The following is a 22,096-nucleotide window of genomic DNA, read 5'->3' as shown; positions in this document are numbered from 1 at the left end:
TTTACCCTTCTCTTTTGCGCATGAGTTCAACCAGCTCCGTAGTTCTTGACGCCTGTTTTTCAACAGCGGCAATAAGATGCTCCATGTCGCTTCGCCGCTCCCGCTCCGTTACCGTATCGAAGAGAATCGGCTTCTGGAACCCTTCGGAGAGTCTGAAAATCCGGAAGCAGCTTCTGATGAGCTGGAAATAGAGAAGCGGCAGCAGCAGCTCTGCAAGAAAAAAAGGCAACTCCTGGTAGTAGAGTATAAAACCGTCCCAGTCACCGATGAACAGGGCGCTCCATCGAACAAAAAAGTAGAGATAGAGTACCGGATGAAAGCAGAGAAAAAGACGCATGATACGCGACTGCCGCTCAAGCGGAGGGTCGTGCTCGTATTTTGAGAGCAGCCAGGGAAAATGGCCAACGGTCATAGCGGCGCTCCGGTCATTGAGATAACGCGCCCCCTGAAGGGCCGAATCAATAAAGATCGCCACAAGACTCAGCAGCCCCGAGGAGAGAACCGTGGCAAGAAAAGCATAGGTCAGAGCATCAAACTTGAAGGAGCCCGAAAGATAGGGAAGGGTGATTGATGTCGGTTTGATGACAATAAAGAGCAGTGCAATACCGGCAAGTACCAGTGAAAAGGTATGCAGCTTCCGGGCATGCTTGAGACTCTCGATAACCGCTTCGACATTGGCACCCTGCATGGAGTTTCCCGGAGGATCAATGCGCATGAGAGCTGCCGAATCGGTTTCGGGTGAATAGAAACCGTTGACACCGATACTGCACCCCTTGAGCGCCGTGTAACTGGTGGCGGTATCAATGGTACTTTTACTGAGATTGGATCGAGAGAGATTCGCACCGCTCAGCTCCGCTCCCCGCAAGTCAGCTCCACTGAGATCTGCACCGGTGAGGTCAGCGTTCTTGAGCAGAGCATGCTGAAGCCTCGCGCCACTCAGGTTAACCTCTCCGAGCGAGCAGCCCTGAAGAGCTGCACCTTCAAGGTCCGGCGTAACCTCCGGATTTTCCTGACGCCACCGGTTCCAGACCTCCACGCCTTTTTCAAGAATAACCAGATGTTCCGGCTTTATCATAACTGCTTCTATTATTTCATGTTACCATTATCGGTTATCTCCCCTTCCGGCGGTTTACCCACATAGAGAAGAATCGCCCTGAAAAGCGATGCACTGTGTACCGCCTGCTCAAGAGCTTCCGGACGGCTCATATCCCTGTTGTCCATACGCATCCGGTTGCCAAGCTTGCGGGAAATTTCTGCAACACGGGCAACTTCACGGGCAAGGTCAGCTTCACTTGCAAGCCTTATCCTGTAGATACTTCGCCGGATATAGCCGATACTTTTCAGGGCCTCACCTTCAATAATGCCGTCGTTTTTCGAATGCCGCTCCCTGTTGAAAGCGTCATAAGCGCTATTATGCAGCGGCATGGAGAGGTCGGCGATGTAGTGAGCAGCAAATACAAGGGGATAATCGGCATATTTCCCGGTCGCGTTCAGATCGCGAAAATCACGCAGTGAGCCGATGATAGCGCCATAAAGATGGCCCTCCTGGTCATCGGGGTCATTGAAGCGCTGAAGCTGCTCCATAACCATCACCTCACTGACCGGTACCGCCCCGTTGTTATTGAAATAGTGGTTTTTCTCCTCTATCTTTCTGAATGCCTCCCTCGACTTGACAACATCAGGTGCCGCAGCACTGTACCATCGATCAAATCCTGCCGCGCGGGCAATCGCAAGATGGGTTTTATCATGCCATCCGTATGTCTGCAATGGATGTAAAAGCAGAAGAAGAGCCGTAAAAAACAGCTCAACCGTTCGCTTGACTTTTATGTTCATACCTGGCTCCCCGTATGTTGAGGGTAATGATCAGAAGCGCCTGTGAGTTGACGGTGTCAAATCAAGGTACACACATTCAGACAAAAAGCGAACTCAGGAATACCGGCGTCAACAGAGCTTCATGCCGACATATCGAGCATACGCCGGATAGGCTTCAGGGCTGCACTCTGAAGCATTTCGGGCACGCTGATTTCAGGCGACCGGTTCTGCATGCACTCATAGAGCTTCTGAAGGGTATTCTGCTTCATCTGCGTACAGAGACTATGGGGATTATTGCGATCCTTGGGGGCCGGAATAAAAATTTTCCCCGGAGAACGCTTCTGCATTTCATAGAGAATTCCCGGTTCGGTCGCAACAATAAAGCTTTGAGCTGAACTTGACTCCGTATGCAGCAGAAGAGCCTGTGTGGAACCGATAAAGGAGGCATGGCGTAGCACCTCTTCGCGGCATTCGGGATGGGCAATCAACTCCGCATCCGGATGCTCCCGGCATGCCTGGAGAATATAGGGCTCGGTAAAGGCATCGTGCACATAACAGCACCCCTGCCAGATAAACATCTCCCTGTGAAGTTTGCGGGCCAGATAGCCTCCAAGATTTTTGTCAGGGGCAAAAATTATCGGCTGCTCTGCGGGAATCTGCCGGATGATATGCTCTGCATTTGAAGAGGTACAGGTAATATCCGACAGCGCCTTGATTTCGGCGGTCGAATTGATATAGGTGATAACCAGGGCCTCCGGATGCAACTGCTTGAATTTCCTGAACTCAACGGGCGGACAACTGTCTGCCAGTGGGCACCCTGCATGGGAGTCAGGCATCAGAACCAGTTTTCCCGGATTAAGCAGTTTGGCAGTTTCCGCCATAAAATAGACCCCGGCAAAAACAATCACATCCGCACTGTTTTTTTCAGCCGCACGGGCCAGAGCGAGGCTGTCGCCGACAATATCCGCGACCTGCTGCACTTCGGGAACCGTATAGTAGTGCGCAAGAATCAGGGCATTCATCTCTTTTTTCAGCACACTGATCCGCTGAAAAAGCTCTTCATGCAAAAGGGTGCCGTCAACAGCACCGGCGGAAACAAAATCTCTGGTCATAGTATGATTACAATCGGTTGCGAACCTCGGGGTACGGTATTGAGGAAGCAGAAAAAAACTGATGGGTAAAATTATTACATCTTGCAGAATTCCGGCACGGCATCAGGAAATTTACGGATCATTTGAGATAATAGTCAAGATCATCATCCTCCCTGATCAGAAGCAGTATGGCGGAGTTGGGAACAATGATGTAACGCTCCTCTTCATACTCGATCTCATAGGAGCTGTTCTGGATAAAAATAGCCAGATCACCGACTTTTGCCTGAAGCGGAATATACTGCGCTGCCGTTACCCTCTCTTTCCATGGTTCGTCAGACTCCGGAGGGGGACCTATCGGATAGCCCGGCCCTGTTTTTATAACATAACCGCTCTGGATTTTCTCTTTTTCCTGGACTCCGGGAGGAAGATAGATACCGGACTTGGTCCTGTCATCAAGAGATTTTGGTTTGATTAATACTCTATCGCCGACAACAACAAATTTATCTGTTATATTCACATTTTGAGTCATATGTTTCTCTTGACCTGTTTACCGCAGCACCATGCGGTTGATGAGGAAAATGTAATAAAAAATAAGTGTCAGGCAAATCCTGAGCCTTTGGTTCCATAGTTTGATAAAGAGGCATTAAAAAACAGGCAGCAAAGCTGCCGGAATCCCGATTATAAGGTCAAATCGGAACACCTGAAGAAAACCGTTACCGTATCCATGAGGCCAGGCGCTGCCAAACCTCTGCGCTCATAATCTCAACACAGCAGCTCTCCTATATATAACCGGAAACTCGAACGTGCGGAAGTTTTTCAATGTATTTAGCCGGCACAATACCTGGCTGCTCTTTGCACTCTATTGTGCAATCTCGATTTTTTTCATAAAGCTCCAGAATGATGATACGATTACCAGAGTAAGAACCGGGGGCATTGAGTTCAGCGCTTTCATAACCGACAAACTTTTGAGCTATAGCTACCTCCTGAACCTGAAACAGGAAAACGACCGGTTGATGCAGGTAAACACCGATCTTCTTGCAAGAGTGATCAACCTTGATGCGGCTGTAACGGATGAGAGAAACAGCCGGAAAATTACGGCAGACAGCACACTCAATGCCTCCAGCTTCATCATGGCCCGGGTGGTAAGCCGAAGGTTCAGTGATCGGGAGAACATGCTCCTGATCGATGCCGGATGGAAAAAAGGAATCAGAAAGGATATGACGGTACTTACTCCACAGGGTCTGGTTGGTAGAGTGACGACCGTCTCGGAGAACTATGCAAGGGTAATGCCTGTGATCCACACTGATTTCAAGGTCTGCGTTGTTTCCGATAAAAGCGGAAGCATCGGCGTCCTCTCATGGAGCGGAGGAAGGGAGTTCGTCGCCCAGATGGAACATGTCCCTATCAGCAGCAGCCTCAAGGTAAATGAGGAGATTGTCACCTCTGACTTCAGTACATTTTCGGCCAGAGGAATTCCTGTTGGCCGGGTAGTGCGTATCACTCCCGATAAACTCTTCTACACCGTAGATGTCCGGCTTGCCGTTGATTTTTCATCACTGAATCAGGTTCTTGTTGCTCCGCTGATAATCGAGCCGGAAAAAGCTGTCATGACCAGCAACAATACAACTGAAGAGCCTCTCCCTTAATTTTTCAGACCTTATTTATTGTGGCAACAAAAATCCCTTTCTATATCGTGCTCCTCTGCATTGTCTCACTCCTGCAGGTGTTCGGCCTCTCCCATCTCACCATTTTTGATGTATCGCCCGATGCCATTTCGCTCTTTCTTGCCTTCATTGCTGTAACAATCGGCCAGAGAGCGGGTACCAGTTTCGGGTTTGCTGCGGGAGTTATAGCCGGACTTATGTCAGGAAACATGGGTCTGTCGATGCTTGCAAGAACGGTAGAGGGTTTTATTGCCGGGTTTTTCAATATCCCTGAAAACAGTCATGCAACATCAAAACAAAAAACCAAACGCATGTACAGCGCACTCCTGACGGCCAGCTTCCTTGCCAATGCTGTATTCGCCGCAGGTTACAACCCTCTCGGACTTTCACCCCTTTACCGTATTCTGGTTCTCGGCTTGCTTGAATCACTCCTCACCCTCATCCTTGCCTTTATCGCAAAGCGGCTGTTAATGAGAAAAACCTTTTCAGACTGATGGATAAAATTCAGCGAAGCACTACACAGGTATCACTCTTTGTCGTAGCTGTTTTCTCCGTTCTTTTTGCCCGGCTCTTCTACATACAGGTACTTAATTATCAGCAGCTCGGCTCAATTTCGACAACAAACAGTATCCGAAGGGTCTGGGTTCAGCCGCCAAGAGGACGCATGATCGACAAAAAGGGAGTCGTTCTTGTCGATAATCAGCCGCTCTACACCGTCAAGGTCATTCCTTCTGAATTCAAAAAAGAGCGCACCGGCTACCTTGCTTGGCTCTTGAAAATAGAGAAATCCGAACTGGCTGATAAAATCAGTAAGGGATATGAGTTCAACCGTTTTTCGACCGTAACGGTCAGCCGTAACCTTGACGGTGTTGACGTAGCTCGACTGAGCGAAAACCTCTGGCAGCTGCCCGGAGTGCTGATTGAAACCGACAATAAACGAAAGTACTCCGACTCTCTCAACGGCTCCCATCTTTTCGGTTATCTGCGTGCCATCTCAAAAGCAAAACTTGAGGAGTTCGCTGAGCAGGGATACACCCCGGATGACAAAATCGGATTCAGCGGACTGGAAAAATATTATGAAGAACGTCTGAGGGGTCAGAAGGGCGCCCGGTTTGAAATGATCACTCCTCTCGGAAAATTTGCCGGTAAATACAACTACGGCAACAGCGACATAGCCGCTGTCAGGGGTGATGACCTCTATCTCTCAATCGATGGCGGCCTTCAGCAACTTGCCGAACAACTGCTGAGAAAAACCGGAAGATCCGGTGCAGTTGTTGCCATAGACCCCTCTACAGGAGGAATTCTTGCTCTTGCCAGTGCTCCGGACTACAGCCTGAATATTTTCAATGGCTCGACCGACAGCAAAGGATGGAGCGATATCTTGTCATCTCCCCAGAAACCGCTCTTTAACCGGACAGTTCAGGCCGTCTATCCTCCCGGCTCCATCTACAAGATGATTCTGGCCATGGCTGCGCTTGAAGAGAAGAGAATGGATCCGGCTACAAAAATACTTGACAGCGGTGTCTTCATCTATGGGGGGAGGCGCTTTCTCAGCAATGAAGGGAAGGGGCACGGTGTGGTAGATATGCGTGAAGCCATAACCGTCTCCTCCAATGTCTATTTTTACAACCTGATTTTCAAGGTCGGGCTTGATAACTGGACCAAATATGGCAGTATGTTCGGTTTCGGTACGAAAACGGGCATTGACCTTCCGGGCGAACGGGCAGGTCTTCTGCCGTCAATCGAATATTATAACAACCGCTACGGAAAAAATCGCTGGACAAAAGGGTATATGGTCAGCCTTGCCATCGGCCAGGGTGAGCTCGGCACAACCCCGGTACAGCTTGCAGCCTATGCGGCAGCACTTGCCAACAACGGAACCCTCTTTCAGCCCCATATTGTAAATGGTTACCGTGATACGGCAACCGGCAGATATATCCCCTTCACCTTCGCCAAACAGCAGTTGCCGGTAACGGCTGAAACCTACGGCATTATCAGGGACGGCATGAAGGGTGTCGTGCTTCGAGGAACCGGAACGCTGGCGAAAGTCCCCGGCGTGGAGATTGCCGGAAAAACCGGTACCGCACAGAACCCCCACGGACAGGATCATGCATGGTTTATCGCCTATGCACCGGTCGATAATCCAAAAATTGCCATGGCGGTTCTGGTTGAAAATGCAGGTTTCGGAGGCACCATTTCCGCCCCGATTGCCCGTGAACTGATAAAATATTATATCAAGGGCGAAAAGCCTCCGGTGTCTGCACTCCCCGGAGCGCCCAAAGCAGAGCCGGACAGCACCAGCGAAACCCTGCCGGATGTTCCGTCCGACAATACGGTAACGAATGAAACCCCGCCGCCAGCAGCGGAGAGCAGTAAAAAAAACAATGACGTTCTACCAGCAGAATGATCTACAAGCATGACCAGGCCTCCATACAGGGCTTTCTTGAGGATACAAGCAACCTGAAAACCGGCCATACTCCGGGAGTTTTTTTCCCGGAAACCGTTGATGAACTTGCCGGCCTCCTGAAAAGGGATGGTGCAGAACCCCGCCGCTTTACCATTGCCGGAAACGGAACCGGAACGACCGGCGGCAGAATCCCGATGGGAGATTACGTCATCTCCATGCAGAAACTCGACCGGATCGATGAGCCGGCAGTACTCTCCGAAAAGCATGCAATCATGACCGTGCAGGCAGGTGCGCTGCTTGAAAATATCCAGATAAAAGCCGAACAGAGCGGATGGTTTTATCCGCCGGACCCTACCGAAAAACTCTGTTTTATCGGAAGCACCATAGCCAATAACTCTTCAGGAGCAAGAAGCTTCAAATACGGATCGACCCGTGAGCATATTGCAAGAATTCTCATCATACTGCCAGGGGGTGACCGGCTTGATCTTTCCCGCGGCAGCTGCAAGGCGGACAAACAGGGCACCTTCCATTTCACACTGCCGCACTCGGGAGCAGTCACACTGCAAAGGCCGGACTACCGCATGCCGGCAACATCAAAGCACAATGCCGGCTACTTTTCAAAGGAGGGCATGGATCTCATCGATCTCTTCATCGGTTCGGAAGGAACACTCGGAGTCATCGCTGAAGCCGACCTCATGCTCATTCCCCGACCGGCCTCCCTTATCTCATCACTGATCCATTTCGGCACAATTGACGATCTCTTCGGGTTTGTCAAACTCCTCAAAGAGCCGGAAAACGGTATTTCACCGAGAGCCATTGAATTTTTCGACAAAAACTCCCTTGGCTTGCTCGCCCAAAAATATCCCGATCTGCCCCGGGAGAGCGAAGGGGCAATTTTCATCGAACTGGAAACAACTCCGGAAAGCGATGAAGCTGCTCTTGACACCCTCTTCACGCTCATGGAATCATGCAATGCCTTGACCGACAACTCCTGGGTAGCGCTTGACCGTGAAGAACAGTCCAGACTGCGGGAGTTTCGCCACACCCTCCCGCTCCTTGTCAATGATTGGCTGAGCCGGCAGAAAGAGAGCAAAATCAGCACCGACATGGCCGTGCCCGGCGATCGGTTCCGTGAACTCTTTGATTTTTACCGGAACTCTTGCGAACAGGAGGGCTTTGTCTATATTCTTTTCGGCCACATAGGCAACGAACACCTGCACCTGAACATCCTGCCGAGAAACAGGGAGGAGTTTCTTCTGGCCAAGTCGCTCTACCGGAAACTTGTTGAAAAGGCACTTGCTCTTGGCGGAACACTCTCGGCCGAACACGGCATCGGCAAGCTCAAGGCAGAGTATCTTGTCGGGCTCTATCAGGAGCGGGGAATAATGGAGATGGTGCGGGTAAAAAAGAGCCTGGATCCCGACCTGATCCTCAACATCGGCAATATTATTCCGGCAGCCTGTTTGGAAACTGAAAACCATTGAACTCCCGCACACGGTGTCGAAAAAACAGACCACACAGCACTACGTACAAGCCATTCAGAACAGAAAGGCCCGGTATGAATTTGAAATTCTTGATACCTTCGTCACCGGTATCCAGCTCTTCGGCAGCGAGGTCAAATCGGTGCGTCTCGGCAAGGCCAGCCTGAACGACAGCTTTGCCATCATCCTTCGCAATGAGGTGTGGCTTGAGAACATGCAGATCACCCCGTATGAGCACAACCATCTGGAGATGCTCGAACCGAAACGGAGCCGGAAACTGCTTCTGCACAAGGCTGAAATCCTTAAAATACAGGCGAAAATAACGGAAAAAGGGCTCACACTGGTACCGCTGAAAGCATTTTTCAGTTCAAAAGGGTTGTTAAAAATAGAGATTGCCATCGCCAAAGGGAAAAAGCTCTACGACAAACGCGAAACCATCAAGGCGCGGGAGAACCAGCGGCAGATGGAGCAGCTACGAAAACAATATTAAACACCAAAAACTCAATCCATGCGTTTTCCAACCGTAAAGGAACAGCTTGATATCATTACCGCCAATGTTGTGGAACTCATCAGCGTTGGAGAGCTTGAACAGAAGCTTCTGCACAGCCTGAAAACCGGCGTGCCGCTCAAAGTGAAGCTTGGTGCTGACCCGTCAAGACCGGATCTGCATCTCGGCCACTCGGTCGTACTGCGAAAACTCAGGGAGTTTCAGGATCTCGGCCATGAAGCAATCCTCATCATCGGCGACTTTACCGCCATGATCGGTGACCCGTCAGGGAAAAGCAAAACACGACCCCAGCTCTCGGCAAAAGAGGCAAGAGAGAACGGTGAAAGCTACTTCGAACAGGCATCAAAAATCCTTGATCCAGACAAAACAACCATCTGCTATAACTCCGACTGGCTCGGCGCCATGAAATTTGCCGACATCATCCGTCTGTCAAGCCACTACACCGTCGCCAGAATGCTTGAACGCGATGACTTTGAACGGCGCTACCGCTCCAATGAACCCATCTCGATTCATGAATTTCTCTACCCTCTGGCACAGGGGATGGACTCGGTACATCTGAAAAACGATATTGAGCTCGGCGGCACCGACCAGAAATTCAACCTGCTTGTCGGCAGGGATCTGCAGCGGGAGTACGGCATCCCGCCGCAGGTCTGCATTACCATGGAGCTGCTTGTGGGCAGTGACGGAAAGGAGAAGATGTCGAAATCACTCGGTAATGCCATCTGTTTCAATGACCCGCCTTCGGAGATGTACGGCAAGGTACTCTCGATTCCCGACCCGCTGATCGAGACCTGGTGCCGGCTTCTGGTACCGCAAACAGAGCGCGCAGCCACATCAGCTATTCTTGAACAGCGGGAAACGGACCCGAGAAGTGCCAAAAGGGCTCTTGCAAGAGAGATTGTAGCCTCCTACTACTCACGCTCAGCCGCTGCAGATGCCGAAACACACTTCGATCAGCTTTTTGTGCATAAAAAAGCACCTGATCACATTGAACTCTTCCTGTTTGAAGAGCAATCACTGCCTCTGATCGACCTGCTGGTCACCCTTGGTGCCGCCCCTTCAAAAAGCGAAGCCCGCAGGATGATACAGCAGAACTCCGTTCTGGTCGATGACCGGAAAATCTCGGAAATCCATGAGAAGATTGATCTCGAAAGCGAACCGAAAATCATCAGAGCCGGAAAAAGAAGGTTTTTTAAAGTCGCCGCAAAAAAAACATTTTGAATGCCACTGCTTTTTCCTATAATTGCTCAATTTCGATAGTGTAGACTGTTTGTACAATAAATTTATCCGGAGGCACGGCATTGTCATTTGTCCCGACAAAAGTATTCTTCACCAAAGGTGTGGGAAGGCACAAGGAGTATCTCTCATCTTTCGAGCTTGCTTTGAGAGAAGCCAAAATTGAGAAATGCAATCTGGTCACCGTTTCAAGTATTTTTCCGCCGAAATGTGAGCGCATCAGTGTTGAAGAGGGTTTGAAGGAGCTCTCTCCAGGCCAGATCACCTTTGCCGTCATGGCTCGCAACTCAACCAATGAGTACAACCGCCTTATTGCCGCTTCGGTCGGTGTAGCTATTCCGGCTGACGATACCCAGTACGGCTACCTCTCTGAACACCATCCTTTCGGAGAATCTGCCGAACAGTCCGGAGAATATGCTGAAGATCTTGCAGCAACCATGCTCGCCACAACCCTCGGTATCGAGTTTGACCCCAACAAGGATTGGGATGAACGCGAGGGTATCTACAAGATGAGCGGCAAGATCATCAACTCCTACAATATCACGCAGTCGGCAGAGGGTGAAAACGGGATGTGGACAACGGTCATCTCCTGCGCCGTTCTCCTTCCGTAATCATCCGGAATCCGGTCAGCACGAACTGAACCGTCGTCAGGGCAACTCCATAAGGGTGCTCCCGGTATAAAAATTTACTGAACAGTGAAAAGGGTCAGGCTATGCCCTTTTCACTGTTTTCGGTTCCGGGCTCTCACTCCTCTAACCCATCATTCACTCCCCGATTCATGGACTTTTTCACACCGTTCCAGAATATGCATACACTTGAAGAGCTGATTATCTGGGGAGGATACCTGCTGCTCTTTATAATTATTTTTGCCGAAACCGGACTCTTTGCCGGCTTTTTTCTTCCTGGTGACTCCCTGCTCATAACCGCCGGCCTCATCGCCGCAACCGGAGGTCTCGACATCTATCGCACACTCGCAACCCTTGTATGCGGCGCAATTCTTGGCGATGCAACCGGCTATCTTATAGGGCGACAACTCAGCAGAACAATTTTCCATAAAACGGATTCCCGTTTCTTTCATAGGGAACACCTTGAAAAAACCGAGCGCTTCTATAAAAAACACGGTGCAAAAACCATCTTTCTCGCCCGTTTTGTTCCGGTTATCCGCAGCTTTGCTGCATCCCTTGCAGGAGTAGCCGGTATGGCCTTCCCTGTTTTTCTCTTTTTCAGTGTTTCCGGAGCTGTTGCGTGGGTACTCTGCTTTACCCTGATCGGCTACTTTATTGCCAGCCTCTTTCCTGATATAGTCCAGTACCTGCATACCATCATTCTTGCAGGAATTATCCTGATTGCCGCCAGCGCGCTGAAAAGCCTGAAACCGAAAAAAAAGCAACGCTAACTCCTGCTTATCTCTTTTTAAAACAGGGCTGCTCACGGATATTAAGCGCAGGTGTGGTATTTTAGGCAGAACAACCTTTAACAATCCGGGTATCACGGTAATGACTGAATCGATAAAAACTGATGTTCTGGTTATCGGCAGCGGTATAGGCGGCCTCTACTTTGCCATTCACATGGCCGATCACGCCAGTGTGACGATCATTACAAAAAAAGAGAGCTTCACGTCAAATACCAACTGGGCGCAGGGAGGCATTGCCGCCACTATCGATACCAACGACACCCCGGAACTGCATATTGCCGATACACTCGGTGCCGGCGCCGGACTGTGCAATCGAGAGATGGTCTCCCTCATGGTCAGGGAAGGGCCTCGGCACATTCAGCGCCTTATAGAGCTCGGTGTCAACTTTACGACATCAGACCATGACCACCTCCACCTCGGCAAGGAGGGAGGGCATTCAAGAAGCCGGATCGTCCATGCGCAGGATCTTACCGGACGGGCAGTTGAAACCGCACTCATTGACAGGGTCAACAACCATCCCAATATCACCCTGCTTGAACACCATTTTGCCATCGAACTGCTTACCGAGCATCATCTCGGCATCAAAACAAATGACATCTCCTGCTTCGGGGCCTATGTGCTTGATACAAAACAGCGGAAGCCGAAAAAAATTCTCTCGAAAATCACCATGGTAGCCTCCGGAGGTCTCGGCTATGTCTATCCCTACACCACCAATCCCGATATTGCCACCGGAGATGGTGTGGCCATGGGGTACCGGGCCGGAGCGGAAGTTGCCAATATGGAGTTCATCCAGTTTCATCCAACCTCTCTCTACCATCCGAAGGCAAACTCATACCTGATTTCCGAAGCGGTTCGCGGATTCGGAGGAATCCTGAAACTGAAGAACGGCCAGGAGTTCATGCACAAGTATGACAAGCGACAGAACCTTGCACCCCGCGATATTGTGGCAAGAGCCATCGACTCGGAGATCAAAAAAAGCGGAGAGGAGTGCGTCTTTCTTGATGTGACCCATATCGATCCGGAAAAAACCAAAGAGCATTTCCCCAATATTCACGAAACCTGTCTCAGTTTCGGCATCGATATGACACGGGAGATGATCCCGGTCGTCCCTGCCGCACACTACTCATGCGGAGGAATCAGAACGGACAGCAAAGGCCGAACCACCCTCAACCGGCTCTATGCCTGCGGAGAGAGCAGCTGCACGGGAGTTCACGGAGCAAACCGGCTCGCAAGCAACTCCCTGCTCGAAGCGCTCGTCTTCGCATGGGAAGCAAGTATTGATATCCGCGAACAACTCCAGCAGCTGGAGAACAGTGTCGAATTTCCCGACTGGGACGATACCGGCACCGTAAACCCCGAAGAGTGGATCCTTGTTTCACACAACAAGCGCGAAGCCCAGCAGGTGATGAATGACTATGTCGGTATTGTACGCAGCGACCTGCGGCTGGCCAGAGCCAAAAGAAGAATGGATTTCCTCAAGGATGAAACTGAAGCCTACTATAAAAAGACAAAGATCACCACACAGATTCTGGAACTGAGGAACATCATCAAGGTCTCAAACCTTATCATTGAAGGGGCCATAAAGCGCCGTGAATCAAGAGGACTGCACTACACAACCGACTACCCAGGCAAGGACGACAAACACTTTCTGATTGATACTGTGCTGCGCTCTTTCTGATTGACATTGACACAAACCCATCTATTAATCGTAGTGAGCAGTTTGAGGGTAAGGCGGACGGAGCGCAGAAACCGGAGTGTACACGGAGTACATGAGGATTTTGAGCACCGCCCAACGAAGCCATCAAATTGCGGAATAGATTAAGAGATGGGCCTCCTACTTCACCTCCTGCCAGTCCCTGGCATACCTGAAATCAATACCGGGAGTGCGGCCTGAAATCTTGGCGATAACCGGCATCATCCGCTTGTACTGGTTCCGTACAACCATCTTTCTGACACGATCATAAAACGGTTCATCCACCCCTTCTCTGAGAATGGCCGCTTTATCCATTCTCTTTTCAAGCATCCTGTAAAGCAGAAGATCAACCGCCTCGTAGCTGAAACCAAGATCATCCTCATCACTCTGCCCTTCCCAGAGATCGGCGGAGGGCGCTTTTTCAATAAGCGGCTCAGGAATGCCAAGGTGGCGTGCGAGTCCTCTGACCTGGGTTTTATAGAGATCACCAAGAGGATTGATCGCTGAAGCCATGTCTCCGAACATGGTTCCGTAACCGAGGAGCAGCTCGGTTTTATTGCTTGTACCTGCAACAAGCCGTCCGTCTCTGGCCGATACATCATAGAGAAAAACCATACGGGTCCGGGCCATGATATTACCCCGCCGCAAAAGCTCGGTCTCCGGCACGGAGGAAAACAGTGCATCGACAACCGGCGTAATGGAAACCTCTTCCGAACGGATACCGAGCCTCCGGATCATGAGTTCAGCATGCTCAAGACTCTCCGGACTGCTTGACCGGTAGGGCATCATGAGCGCCAGAACGTTATCCCGGCCAAGGGCGCGAACAGCAAGCTCACAGACAACCGCTGAATCAATACCGCCGGAAAGGCCGAGAACAACCGAACGGAACCCGAATTTGCGGATCTCGTTGGAAAGAAAAGCCTTGAGCATCTCCTCGACTATATGGTAGTTTAGATGGAGATCCTGAACCTTCATAATGGCACCCCGATTTATTTGTTCTCCCGTCACAGTCAGCGTCTGAGCCATTTTTCCGGATTCTGCTTGACACGACCCTTCCAGATCTCAAAATGCACCACTGAACCGCCCTCCGGCATCCTTCCGGAAAGCCCGACCATCTGCTGCGATTTTATCAGATCGTCCTTGGACACACTCAGCTGACCGAGATTGGCATAGACGGTAAGATAGGATTTTGAATGACGGATAATGACAATGTTGCCGAATGTGGGCAGAAAGGCAATCTGGGCGACCCTGCCGCCGGAGACCGCCCTGACCTGGGTACTTGACGGTACGGAAATATCTATGCCGTTATTCGTGGTAACAATTTTCAGATCCCGGTCCTGAACCGATCCGAATCTTTGGGATACCACACCATTGCGTACTGGCCAGGGCAGAGAACCTGCTGCATTGTCGAAATCCGCCGAAACACGGTCAACATCAGAGGCGATCTCGGGCTGAGCGGGAACACTCTGCCTTTCCTGAACCGGCGGAAGCTGAGACTCCGGCCTTTTATTATCCTTGATGACGACAGCGGGCGGCTCCGGCAGCGGAGGCGGAGCAACACCTTTACGCTTCCTTGCTGCCATCCGTTCCGCCTGAAGCCGTCTGAGGGTCTGACGGTCAGCTTCAAGCCGGGTTTGCTCCACCCTTCGGGCCTCAAGACGCTTTGCTTCAAGACGCTTTGCTTCAAGACGCCTCGCCTCAATGATCTTCCGCCTCCGCTCATTTTCAGCCTCCACAGCCCGCTGTTCAGCCATAATCAGCGACTCAATCCTTGACTGCAGCTGCTGACGTTTTTTACGGACAACTTCGAGCTGAGCTGCATACTCCTGTTTGTTCTGCTTCAGCTTGACCAGTACAACCTCTTTCTCCTGTTTGCTTCTGGCCCAGGTTTTCAGCTGGTTCTCCTGCTCTTTTACCACTGCTGCTTTCTGGCGATAGGTCTGCTCCAGTGCAACCCGGTTACTTTCGAGCGTAACGGCTGCCTGCTGCAGATCGTCAACATTACGGCGTACCGCGCGGGTAAAAAAGCCCATGTATTGCGCCCGGACGATTGCGTCATTGACCGAACCCGAGGCAAAAAGACGCTCAACATCCCGGCGCCCCCCATACTTGTAGACAGAAACTGCTGTTCTTCTGAAATCGTCAGAGACCCGGCCATAAATCTGGCGATTACCCTGAAGTTCGACCTGAAGACGATTGATATCCCGGTCAAGACGGTCAAGATAGTTCTGATTTTCAGTGATCATTTTTTCAAGCACAAGAATCTGGCGACGGATATTCTCCAGTGACTTGAGTGAGAGTGACTCCTGCTTTCTGGTTGAACTCAGTTTGAACTGGTACTCTTTCAACTGTCCTTTAAGCTCTCTGAGAGTCCGCTCTACCGATGAGCGCTCGGCCATGATCCTTGCAATCTCACTGTTTACCGGAGGTGCCGCAATCACAGCAGTGGACATCGTGACGGGAAAAGAGAAGAGGAGGAGCAGAAAAGCACATGCCGCCCTTCGTAACAGGGTGTAAAAAAAAGCGCGACTAACCATAAAACTCATAAAAAATCCCCGGACCGTAAAAATTCAAAGACTATTACCACAAACCTGTTAAAAAAAGCCATGCCGAAGAGAGCATGAGGCCTCTGTTCAAGGTAAAGGATAAAATCTTTTCTTCGCAAAGGTCACAAGAAAAAAATAATTTGTTTTTCTTACGCTTAAATAAGTAAATATCGCTTTTTCATCAGCTACTACCACATGGACAAGCTTGTCATAAGAGGGGGCCGCCGGATCAGCGGCAGCGTATCTGCCTCGGGTTCAAAAAACAGCTCCCTGCCGATCATTGCATCAACACTGCTAAGTGGCAACGGGACATTTATTCTGCACCATATCCCCGATCTTCAGGATATCAAAACCTTTACGCAGCTCCTGCATCACCTTGGTGCTGAAACCTCTTTTTCCGGCAACACCCTGAACGTTACGACCGGAAACGTGACCAGTATCCTGGCGCCCTACGAACTGGTAAAAAAAATGAGAGCTTCGATCTATGTGCTCGGCCCGCTGCTTGCACGGTTCGGCCACGCAAGGGTATCCCTTCCGGGAGGATGCGCCTTCGGCCCCAGGCCTATCGACCTGCATCTGATGGCGATGGAAAAACTCGGCGCCCGTATCACCATAGAGACCGGCTTCATTGATGCCACTGCCCCTGGCGGAAAGCTGCACGGAGCCCATATTGATTTCCCGATCTCCTCTGTTGGAGCAACAGGCAACGCACTGATGGCAGCCTCACTTGCCGAAGGGACTACAACAATCAGCAATGCCGCCGCTGAACCGGAAATTGTAACACTCTGCCATTTCCTCACGGCCATGGGAGCAACCATCAGGGGAACCGGAACAACCGAGCTTGAAATTGAGGGAAGCCAGTCACTCAATACCGCAGAATTTCAGAACGCATTTGACCGGATTGAAGCAGGAACGCTTCTTGCGGCTGCGGCCATAACCGGAGGAGGGATCACGGTCAACGATGTTGAGCCGGAGCAGCTCAAATCGGTACTTAAAAAATTTGTCCACGCAGGTTGCACTGTTGAAACAACCGAGAACAGTGTCACCCTGAAAAGCAGCGGTAAACTGATTCCGACCGATATTACAGCCAAACCCTACCCGGCTTTTCCTACCGACATGCAGGCCCAGTGGATAGCCCTGATGACACAGGCTGAAGGAACCAGCCATATTACCGACAAGATCTATCATGAACGGTTCAACCACATCCCTGAACTGAACCGGCTTGGTGCCAATATCGAGATCCGCAAAAACCAGGCGGTGGTTCACGGACCAAGAACACTCTCGGGCACCAAAGTGATGTCAACCGATCTGAGAGCATCGGCAAGTCTGGTGCTTGCAGGGCTTGTTGCCAAAGGAACAACGGAGGTGCTGAGGGTCTACCATCTCGACCGGGGATATGAAAAAATCGAAGTAAAACTGAAGAGTCTCGGCGCCGATATCAGTCGTGAAAGCTATAAAGAGTTTTGATAAACGGAGAAAAAAGAGAAAAAGAGATTATTCTTTTGCATATTCAATCTCAAGCATTATATTAACTGCCTCTAAAGCCAAGCAATGAGGGCCCTTAGCTCAGTTGGTCAGAGCAAGCGACTCATAATCGCTGGGTCGTAGGTTCAAGTCCTACAGGGCCCACGCAGTATGAAGAGCTGACAAAAATATTTACCTGGCGTGTTCGTCTAGTGGCCCAGGACATCGCCCTCTCAAGGCGAAGATCACGGGTTCGAATCCCGTACACGCTACCTCTCAATGAGACAAAAAAAAGCACCCGTAGCTCAACTGGATAGAGTATCTGACTACGAATCAGACGGTTAGAGGTTCGACTCCTCTCGGGTGCACCAACTCTTCTCGCTGGCTGAACGGCTTTTCCTCCTGTGCCGATGTTTGACCTTGCGTTTCTTCTTGCTCCCACATTTGCCATGTTTTTTCTGGGAGTGCTTCTGCGCCGCACATCCGTTCTTGATGACCGGGATGCCGACACACTCCTGAAGCTGGTATTCAACCTGACACTCCCGGCTCTCCTGCTATCCGTGCTCCCCCCGGTCGAATTGAACAGCAAACTCCTTCTTGTCGCCCTTATCTCGACATTGATAATCCTCCTCACGCTCCCGGCTGCAATGCTTGCAGGAAAAGTTACCGGGATGAAGCCGCAAACATCTGCCGTCCTGGTTTCCGGATCGATCATCATGAATCTCGGTTTCGTCATGCCCTTCGTCCAGTCATTTTACGGTGATGAGGGTCTTGCCCGACTCTTCATCTTTGATATTCCCAATGGTGTGTCGGCCTATACCATCGCATGGGCGTTTGCATGCCGCTCCGGCGGCAACCCCTACCACTGCCTGAAAGGCAAACTTTTCAAATCGCCGCCGCTTCTGGCTCTCGCTCTGGCGCTCTTTATGAATGCGCTTTCGCTGCGTCCGGAACCGCTCACCGCCAAAATTCTCCTCACAACAGGCACGCTTACCATCCCGCTTGTTCTGCTTGCTCTTGGCGCCTCTTTCAGCATAAAAAAAGCAAATCCCCTCCACCTCGGAGTTGGCATAGCGCTGCGGATGCTGCTTGGTCTCTCTCTCGGGCTCTGGCTCTCCGACCTGCTCAACATCTCCGGAGTTGACCGGGCCGTTGTGGTGCTCTGCGCTTCGGCTCCTGCGGGTTTCAACACCCTGACCTTTGCCTCGGTTGAAAAGCTGGACCGCGAATTTGCTGCAACACTGGTAGCTGCCTGCATGATTGCATCAATGGTGCTTATTCCGATCCTGCTCACCACGCTTTAGGATAGCTCGATTCATCTATTCCGTGACCTGACAGCATCCATCGTTCACGACCTGCCGGAACTCATGACAATGAAAAGAGGTAGCATTCGAGAAAAAATAAAAAGTGAATTGGAAAAACTTTTTTTTTAAATATATTCACATCGCTACTGAGGAGTGGCCAAATTGGTAAGGCACCTGATTCTGGATCAGGCAATTCCAGGTTCGAGTCCTGGCTCCTCAGCAAAAAAGAAAAAAAAGACACAGTTGTTTGGCTGTGTCTTTTTTTTTGCCCCCGCCTATCAATAAAAAACTGAATCAGGAAAAAACGCCGCCATTTTCTTATAGGGGGGCAAAAAAAAAGAGACAGAACATTTATTCTGTCTCTTTTTGATAAGAAACCGGTTTAGCGGAAACTTATTTTGCTGCAGGTGCTGCTGGTGCTTCTGCTGCAGGTGCTGCAGGTGCTTCTGCTGCTGGTGCTGCAGGTGCTTCTGCTGCTGGTGCTTCTGCTGCTGGTGCTGCAGGTGCTTCAGTTGCAGGTGCTTCTACAGGAGCTTCTGCTTTTTTAGCGCAGCCGACAAATGAAACTGTGCTTGCAAGGAATAAGAAAATGAAAAGTTTTTTCATTGCTGGATTGTTGTTTTGTTGTTTGATAATTGACAGCTTCTTCAGCTCACTAATATTAAAAAAAAACAGCGAGTTTTCAAAAGCCCACTGTATGGCGGAATATGCAAAATTTTCCATATCCCGCCATAATAAATGTTTTTTTTAGTCAACAAGCAACTCCAATTCTGCTTTTTCGAGCTTGTCGAAGTTCAGATAACGATAAATGTTCTCTGCTTTTGAGCCGGAAAGATGCCTGCTGAAAATTTCCAGATACTCATCCTTGTTCGGCAGATGACCAAGCAGCGCACACACCGCAGCAAGTTCAGCCGAACCGAGATAAACCTGGGCACCGGTGCCCATCCTGTTATCAAAGTTTCGGGTGCTGGTCGAAAAAACAACCGCATTGTCAGCTACCCTTGCCTGATTACCCATGCAGAGTGAGCATCCAGGAATCTCGATACGGGCTCCTGCTGCACCGAAAATGGCATAATAGCCCTCTTCGATCAGTTTTTTCATATCCATCTTCGTGGGCGGCACAATCCAGAGTTTGGCCGAAGCGACCCCCTTGCCCCTGAATACTTCACCAAGAGCACGGAAATGGCCGATGTTGGTCATACAGCTCCCGACAAACACCTCGTCAATAACCTTGGGCCGTTTTTCATCACGAAGCACTTCACTGAGCGTCATGACGTCATCGGGATCGTTCGGACAGGCAAGAATCGGTTCAGTGATCGCACTCATATCGATTTCAATCACCTCTGCGTACTCTGCATCGGCATCAGGTTCAAGAAGCGTCGGATTCTTCAGCCAATCCTGCATTTTACCGATACGGCGGCGCAGGGTATCAGCATCTCCATATCCCTCCTTGATCATCTGCTCAAGCAGCTCGATATTCGAACTGAGATATTCGATAACCGGAGCTTTGTCAAGACGGACCGTACAGGCGGCGGCACTCCGCTCGGCAGAGGCATCACTCAGCTCGAAAGCCTGCTCAACCTTGAGATCCGGCAGCCCTTCAATTTCGAGTATACGACCGGCAAAAACATTCTTTTTTCCCTTCTTCTCAACCGTCAGCAACCCTTTTTTCATGGCAACCCAGGGTATGGCATTGACAAGATCCCTCAGGGTAATACCATTCTGAAGCTTGCCGGTAAAGCGAACAAGCACGGACTCGGGTACATTGAGTGGCATGGTACCGGTAACACCGGCAAACGCCACAAGACCCGATCCGCCGGGGAATGAGATCCCGATCGGGAACCGGGTGTGTGAATCGGCACCGGTACCGAGTGTATCCGGCAGTACCATGCGGTTCAACCATGTATGGATAACGCCGTCACCGGGTTTCAGCGAAACGCCTCCCCTGCTCATGATAAAGAAGGGGAGATTTCTGTGCAGGGTAATATCTGAAGGCTTCGGATAGGCAGAGGTATGGCAGAAGCTCTGCATGACAAGGTCGGCACTGAAGCTCAATGCGGCAAACTCCTTGACCTCATCCCGGGTCATGGCACCGGTGGTATCCTGTGAACCGACCGTAAGCGTTTCAGCTTCCACATACATGCCGGGGCGCACACCGGCAAGTCCGCAGGCCTTGCCGATCATTTTCTGTGCAAGCGTGTAGCCTTTTCCGGTATCTGCCGGCTGTTCCGGACGCTGGAAGAGGCTCTCTTCGCCAAGACCGAGAGTTTTTCTCGCTTTTCTGGTCAGGTTTCTGCCGATGATCAGGGGAATACGTCCGCCGGCACGAACCTCGTCAGCAAGAGTGTTCGGAGTAAGTTCAAAACGGGCAATAACCTCCCCGTTCTTCTCGATTTTACCCTGAAACGGATAGAGGTCGATAACATCTCCCGTCTCCATTGCCGAGACATCCGCCTGAACCGGCAATGCACCGGAATCCTCTGCCGTATTGAAAAAGATCGGCGCGATAATTCCGCCGATAACAACACCGCCGGTACGCTTGTTCGGCACTGCGGGAATATCGGTACCCATATGCCACTGAACCGAGTTGATGCCTGATTTGCGGCTTGACCCGGTACCGACAACATCACCGACATAGGCAAGCGGATGCCCTTTTGTTTTCAGTTGTGCAATGGTGCCGATCGGATCGGTCATTTTTGAACCGAGCATACAGAGCGCATGAAGCGGGATATCACTGCGGGTAAAGGCTTCACTTGCTGGTGAAAGGTCATCGGTGTTGGTTTCACCCGGCACCTTGTAGACGGTAAGGGTGATTTTTTCAGAAATAACAGGCCGCGAAGAGAACCACTCCCCTGCCGCCCATGATTCAAGCACTTCACGTGCATATTTGTTGGTTTTTGACTGACTGACAACATCATCAAATGCATCATAGACGAGCAGTGTCTTTTTCAGCATTTCGGATGCCGCTTCGCAGATGGCCGGATTGCTGTTGCTGAGAGCATCAATGAGAGGCTTGACATTGTATCCACCGAGCATGGTACCGAGAATCTTCACCGCTTCGACGCTGTCGATCACGCTACAGGAAATTTCCCCCTTGACAATACCATCAAGAAATGCGGCTTTTTCCAATGCAGCATCATCAACTCCGGGGCTGATATGTTCAAGGAACAACTCCAGCAGATACTCCTTTTCCTGAACGGGATTCTGCTGCAGAAGAGCATTAAGCGAACGGGTCTGTTCCGCGGTTAACGGCAACGGGGGGATGCCGAGCTTCGCTCTCTCTTCAGTATGGGCGCGGTATTGTTCAACAAGACTCATAAGGTCAATCTCCTGATGTTATGTGTGTGTAAAACTAATTGACTGTAAATAAAAAAGGCAGGGAAAACGCACTTGCGAATGCGCAATAGGCAAAGGTATTAAAGAATCCTCGCAGCAGAGCTACGAGGTATTAAAAGAGGCGTAATTGCTGTGAATGC

Annotated in this window: 19 protein-coding genes and 4 tRNA genes; 15 read left to right on the top strand and 8 right to left on the bottom strand. The window is 50.6% G+C overall.

Going from position 1 to position 22,096, the window contains the following annotated elements; genetic code table 11:
- Position 1 precedes the first annotated feature (1 nt).
- The 4 genes from BOO20_RS09140 to BOO20_RS09125 form a co-directional block, all read right to left on the bottom strand.
- Positions 2-1,075, bottom strand: coding sequence for a pentapeptide repeat-containing protein (locus tag BOO20_RS09140; RefSeq protein WP_076792222.1), 1,074 nt, complete (start codon positions 1,073-1,075; stop codon positions 2-4).
- Between the two features lie 11 nt (positions 1,076-1,086).
- Positions 1,087-1,833 carry a hypothetical protein gene (locus tag BOO20_RS09135; RefSeq protein WP_076792221.1) on the bottom strand — a complete coding sequence of 249 codons (747 nt, stop codon included), beginning with the start codon at positions 1,831-1,833 and terminating at the stop codon, positions 1,087-1,089.
- 119 nt (positions 1,834-1,952) lie between these two features.
- A complete protein-coding gene (gene nadA / locus BOO20_RS09130; RefSeq protein WP_076792219.1) occupies positions 1,953-2,924 on the bottom strand; it encodes a quinolinate synthase NadA in 972 nt (323 codons plus the stop codon).
- Between the two features lie 118 nt (positions 2,925-3,042).
- Positions 3,043-3,432 carry a co-chaperone GroES family protein gene (locus BOO20_RS09125; RefSeq protein ID WP_006366408.1) on the bottom strand — a complete coding sequence of 130 codons (390 nt, stop codon included), beginning with the start codon at positions 3,430-3,432 and terminating at the stop codon, positions 3,043-3,045.
- A gap of 274 nt (positions 3,433-3,706) precedes the next feature.
- On the opposite strand from BOO20_RS09125, the gene mreC reads away from it, so the two are divergent.
- From mreC to nadB, 9 genes are all read left to right on the top strand, one after another.
- Entirely contained in the window at positions 3,707-4,549 is an 843-nt protein-coding gene (gene mreC / locus BOO20_RS09120) for a rod shape-determining protein MreC (protein ID WP_076792218.1), read from the top strand.
- 20 nt (positions 4,550-4,569) lie between these two features.
- A complete protein-coding gene (locus BOO20_RS09115; RefSeq protein ID WP_076792216.1) occupies positions 4,570-5,061 on the top strand; it encodes a rod shape-determining protein MreD in 492 nt (163 codons plus the stop codon).
- Positions 5,061-6,974: a penicillin-binding protein 2 gene (gene mrdA, locus BOO20_RS09110; RefSeq protein ID WP_076792215.1), complete on the top strand. Its 1,914-nt coding sequence runs from the start codon at positions 5,061-5,063 to the stop codon at positions 6,972-6,974. The genes BOO20_RS09115 and mrdA overlap by 1 nt, the downstream gene beginning before the upstream one ends.
- A complete protein-coding gene (locus tag BOO20_RS09105; protein ID WP_076792213.1) occupies positions 6,971-8,458 on the top strand; it encodes an FAD-binding oxidoreductase in 1,488 nt (495 codons plus the stop codon). Before mrdA ends, BOO20_RS09105 begins: the two co-directional genes overlap by 4 nt.
- Before the next feature lie 13 nt (positions 8,459-8,471).
- Positions 8,472-8,945, top strand: a complete 474-nt coding sequence (smpB, locus tag BOO20_RS09100) for an SsrA-binding protein SmpB (RefSeq protein ID WP_076792210.1) — start codon at positions 8,472-8,474, stop codon at positions 8,943-8,945.
- 18 nt (positions 8,946-8,963) lie between these two features.
- Entirely contained in the window at positions 8,964-10,184 is a 1,221-nt protein-coding gene (tyrS, locus tag BOO20_RS09095) for a tyrosine--tRNA ligase (RefSeq protein WP_076792209.1), read from the top strand.
- An 80-nt stretch (positions 10,185-10,264) separates the two neighbouring features.
- The gene (locus BOO20_RS09090; protein WP_006366415.1) at positions 10,265-10,810 is read left to right on the top strand and encodes a pyruvoyl-dependent arginine decarboxylase; all 546 of its coding nucleotides are present in this window, start codon (positions 10,265-10,267) and stop codon (positions 10,808-10,810) included.
- 167 nt (positions 10,811-10,977) lie between these two features.
- Positions 10,978-11,595: a DedA family protein gene (locus tag BOO20_RS09085; RefSeq protein ID WP_076792207.1), complete on the top strand. Its 618-nt coding sequence runs from the start codon at positions 10,978-10,980 to the stop codon at positions 11,593-11,595.
- Positions 11,596-11,695: 100 nt separating this feature from the next.
- A complete protein-coding gene (gene nadB / locus BOO20_RS09080) occupies positions 11,696-13,291 on the top strand; it encodes an L-aspartate oxidase (RefSeq protein WP_076792205.1) in 1,596 nt (531 codons plus the stop codon).
- Between the two features lie 156 nt (positions 13,292-13,447).
- Here the strand turns inward: nadB and BOO20_RS09075 are convergent, their stop codons facing one another.
- The gene (locus tag BOO20_RS09075; RefSeq protein ID WP_076792234.1) at positions 13,448-14,281 is read right to left on the bottom strand and encodes an NAD+ synthase; all 834 of its coding nucleotides are present in this window, start codon (positions 14,279-14,281) and stop codon (positions 13,448-13,450) included.
- Between the two features lie 35 nt (positions 14,282-14,316).
- Positions 14,317-15,852 (bottom strand): murein hydrolase activator EnvC, encoded by a 1,536-nt coding sequence (locus tag BOO20_RS09070; protein ID WP_076792203.1) that lies wholly within the window; start codon positions 15,850-15,852, stop codon positions 14,317-14,319.
- Between the two features lie 195 nt (positions 15,853-16,047).
- On the opposite strand from BOO20_RS09070, the gene murA reads away from it, so the two are divergent.
- From murA to BOO20_RS09040, 6 genes are all read left to right on the top strand, one after another.
- On the top strand, positions 16,048-17,319 hold the full coding sequence (gene murA / locus BOO20_RS09065; protein ID WP_076792201.1) for a UDP-N-acetylglucosamine 1-carboxyvinyltransferase: 1,272 nt from the start codon (positions 16,048-16,050) through the stop codon (positions 17,317-17,319).
- Positions 17,320-17,407: 88 nt separating this feature from the next.
- A tRNA-Ile gene (locus BOO20_RS09060) sits at positions 17,408-17,481 on the top strand.
- A 33-nt stretch (positions 17,482-17,514) separates the two neighbouring features.
- Positions 17,515-17,588 (top strand) — tRNA-Glu (locus tag BOO20_RS09055).
- Positions 17,589-17,610: 22 nt separating this feature from the next.
- A tRNA-Arg gene (locus BOO20_RS09050) sits at positions 17,611-17,687 on the top strand.
- A gap of 39 nt (positions 17,688-17,726) precedes the next feature.
- Positions 17,727-18,620 carry an AEC family transporter gene (locus BOO20_RS09045; RefSeq protein WP_076792198.1) on the top strand — a complete coding sequence of 298 codons (894 nt, stop codon included), beginning with the start codon at positions 17,727-17,729 and terminating at the stop codon, positions 18,618-18,620.
- Between the two features lie 147 nt (positions 18,621-18,767).
- Positions 18,768-18,840 (top strand) — tRNA-Gln (locus BOO20_RS09040).
- A 173-nt stretch (positions 18,841-19,013) separates the two neighbouring features.
- On the opposite strand, the gene BOO20_RS12960 is transcribed toward BOO20_RS09040, so the two are convergent.
- Positions 19,014-19,343, bottom strand: coding sequence for a hypothetical protein (locus BOO20_RS12960; RefSeq protein WP_198935437.1), 330 nt, complete (start codon positions 19,341-19,343; stop codon positions 19,014-19,016).
- A gap of 24 nt (positions 19,344-19,367) precedes the next feature.
- Entirely contained in the window at positions 19,368-21,938 is a 2,571-nt protein-coding gene (acnB, locus tag BOO20_RS09030) for a bifunctional aconitate hydratase 2/2-methylisocitrate dehydratase (protein WP_076792197.1), read from the bottom strand.
- Positions 21,939-22,096: the final 158 nt, after the last annotated feature.

The organism is Chlorobium sp. KB01 (assembly GCF_001975465.1).
Lineage (GTDB): Bacteria > Bacteroidota > Chlorobiia > Chlorobiales > Chlorobiaceae > Chlorobium.
Note: the sequence above shows the minus strand (reverse complement) of the source record. Positions and strands in the feature narration are given on the sequence as shown.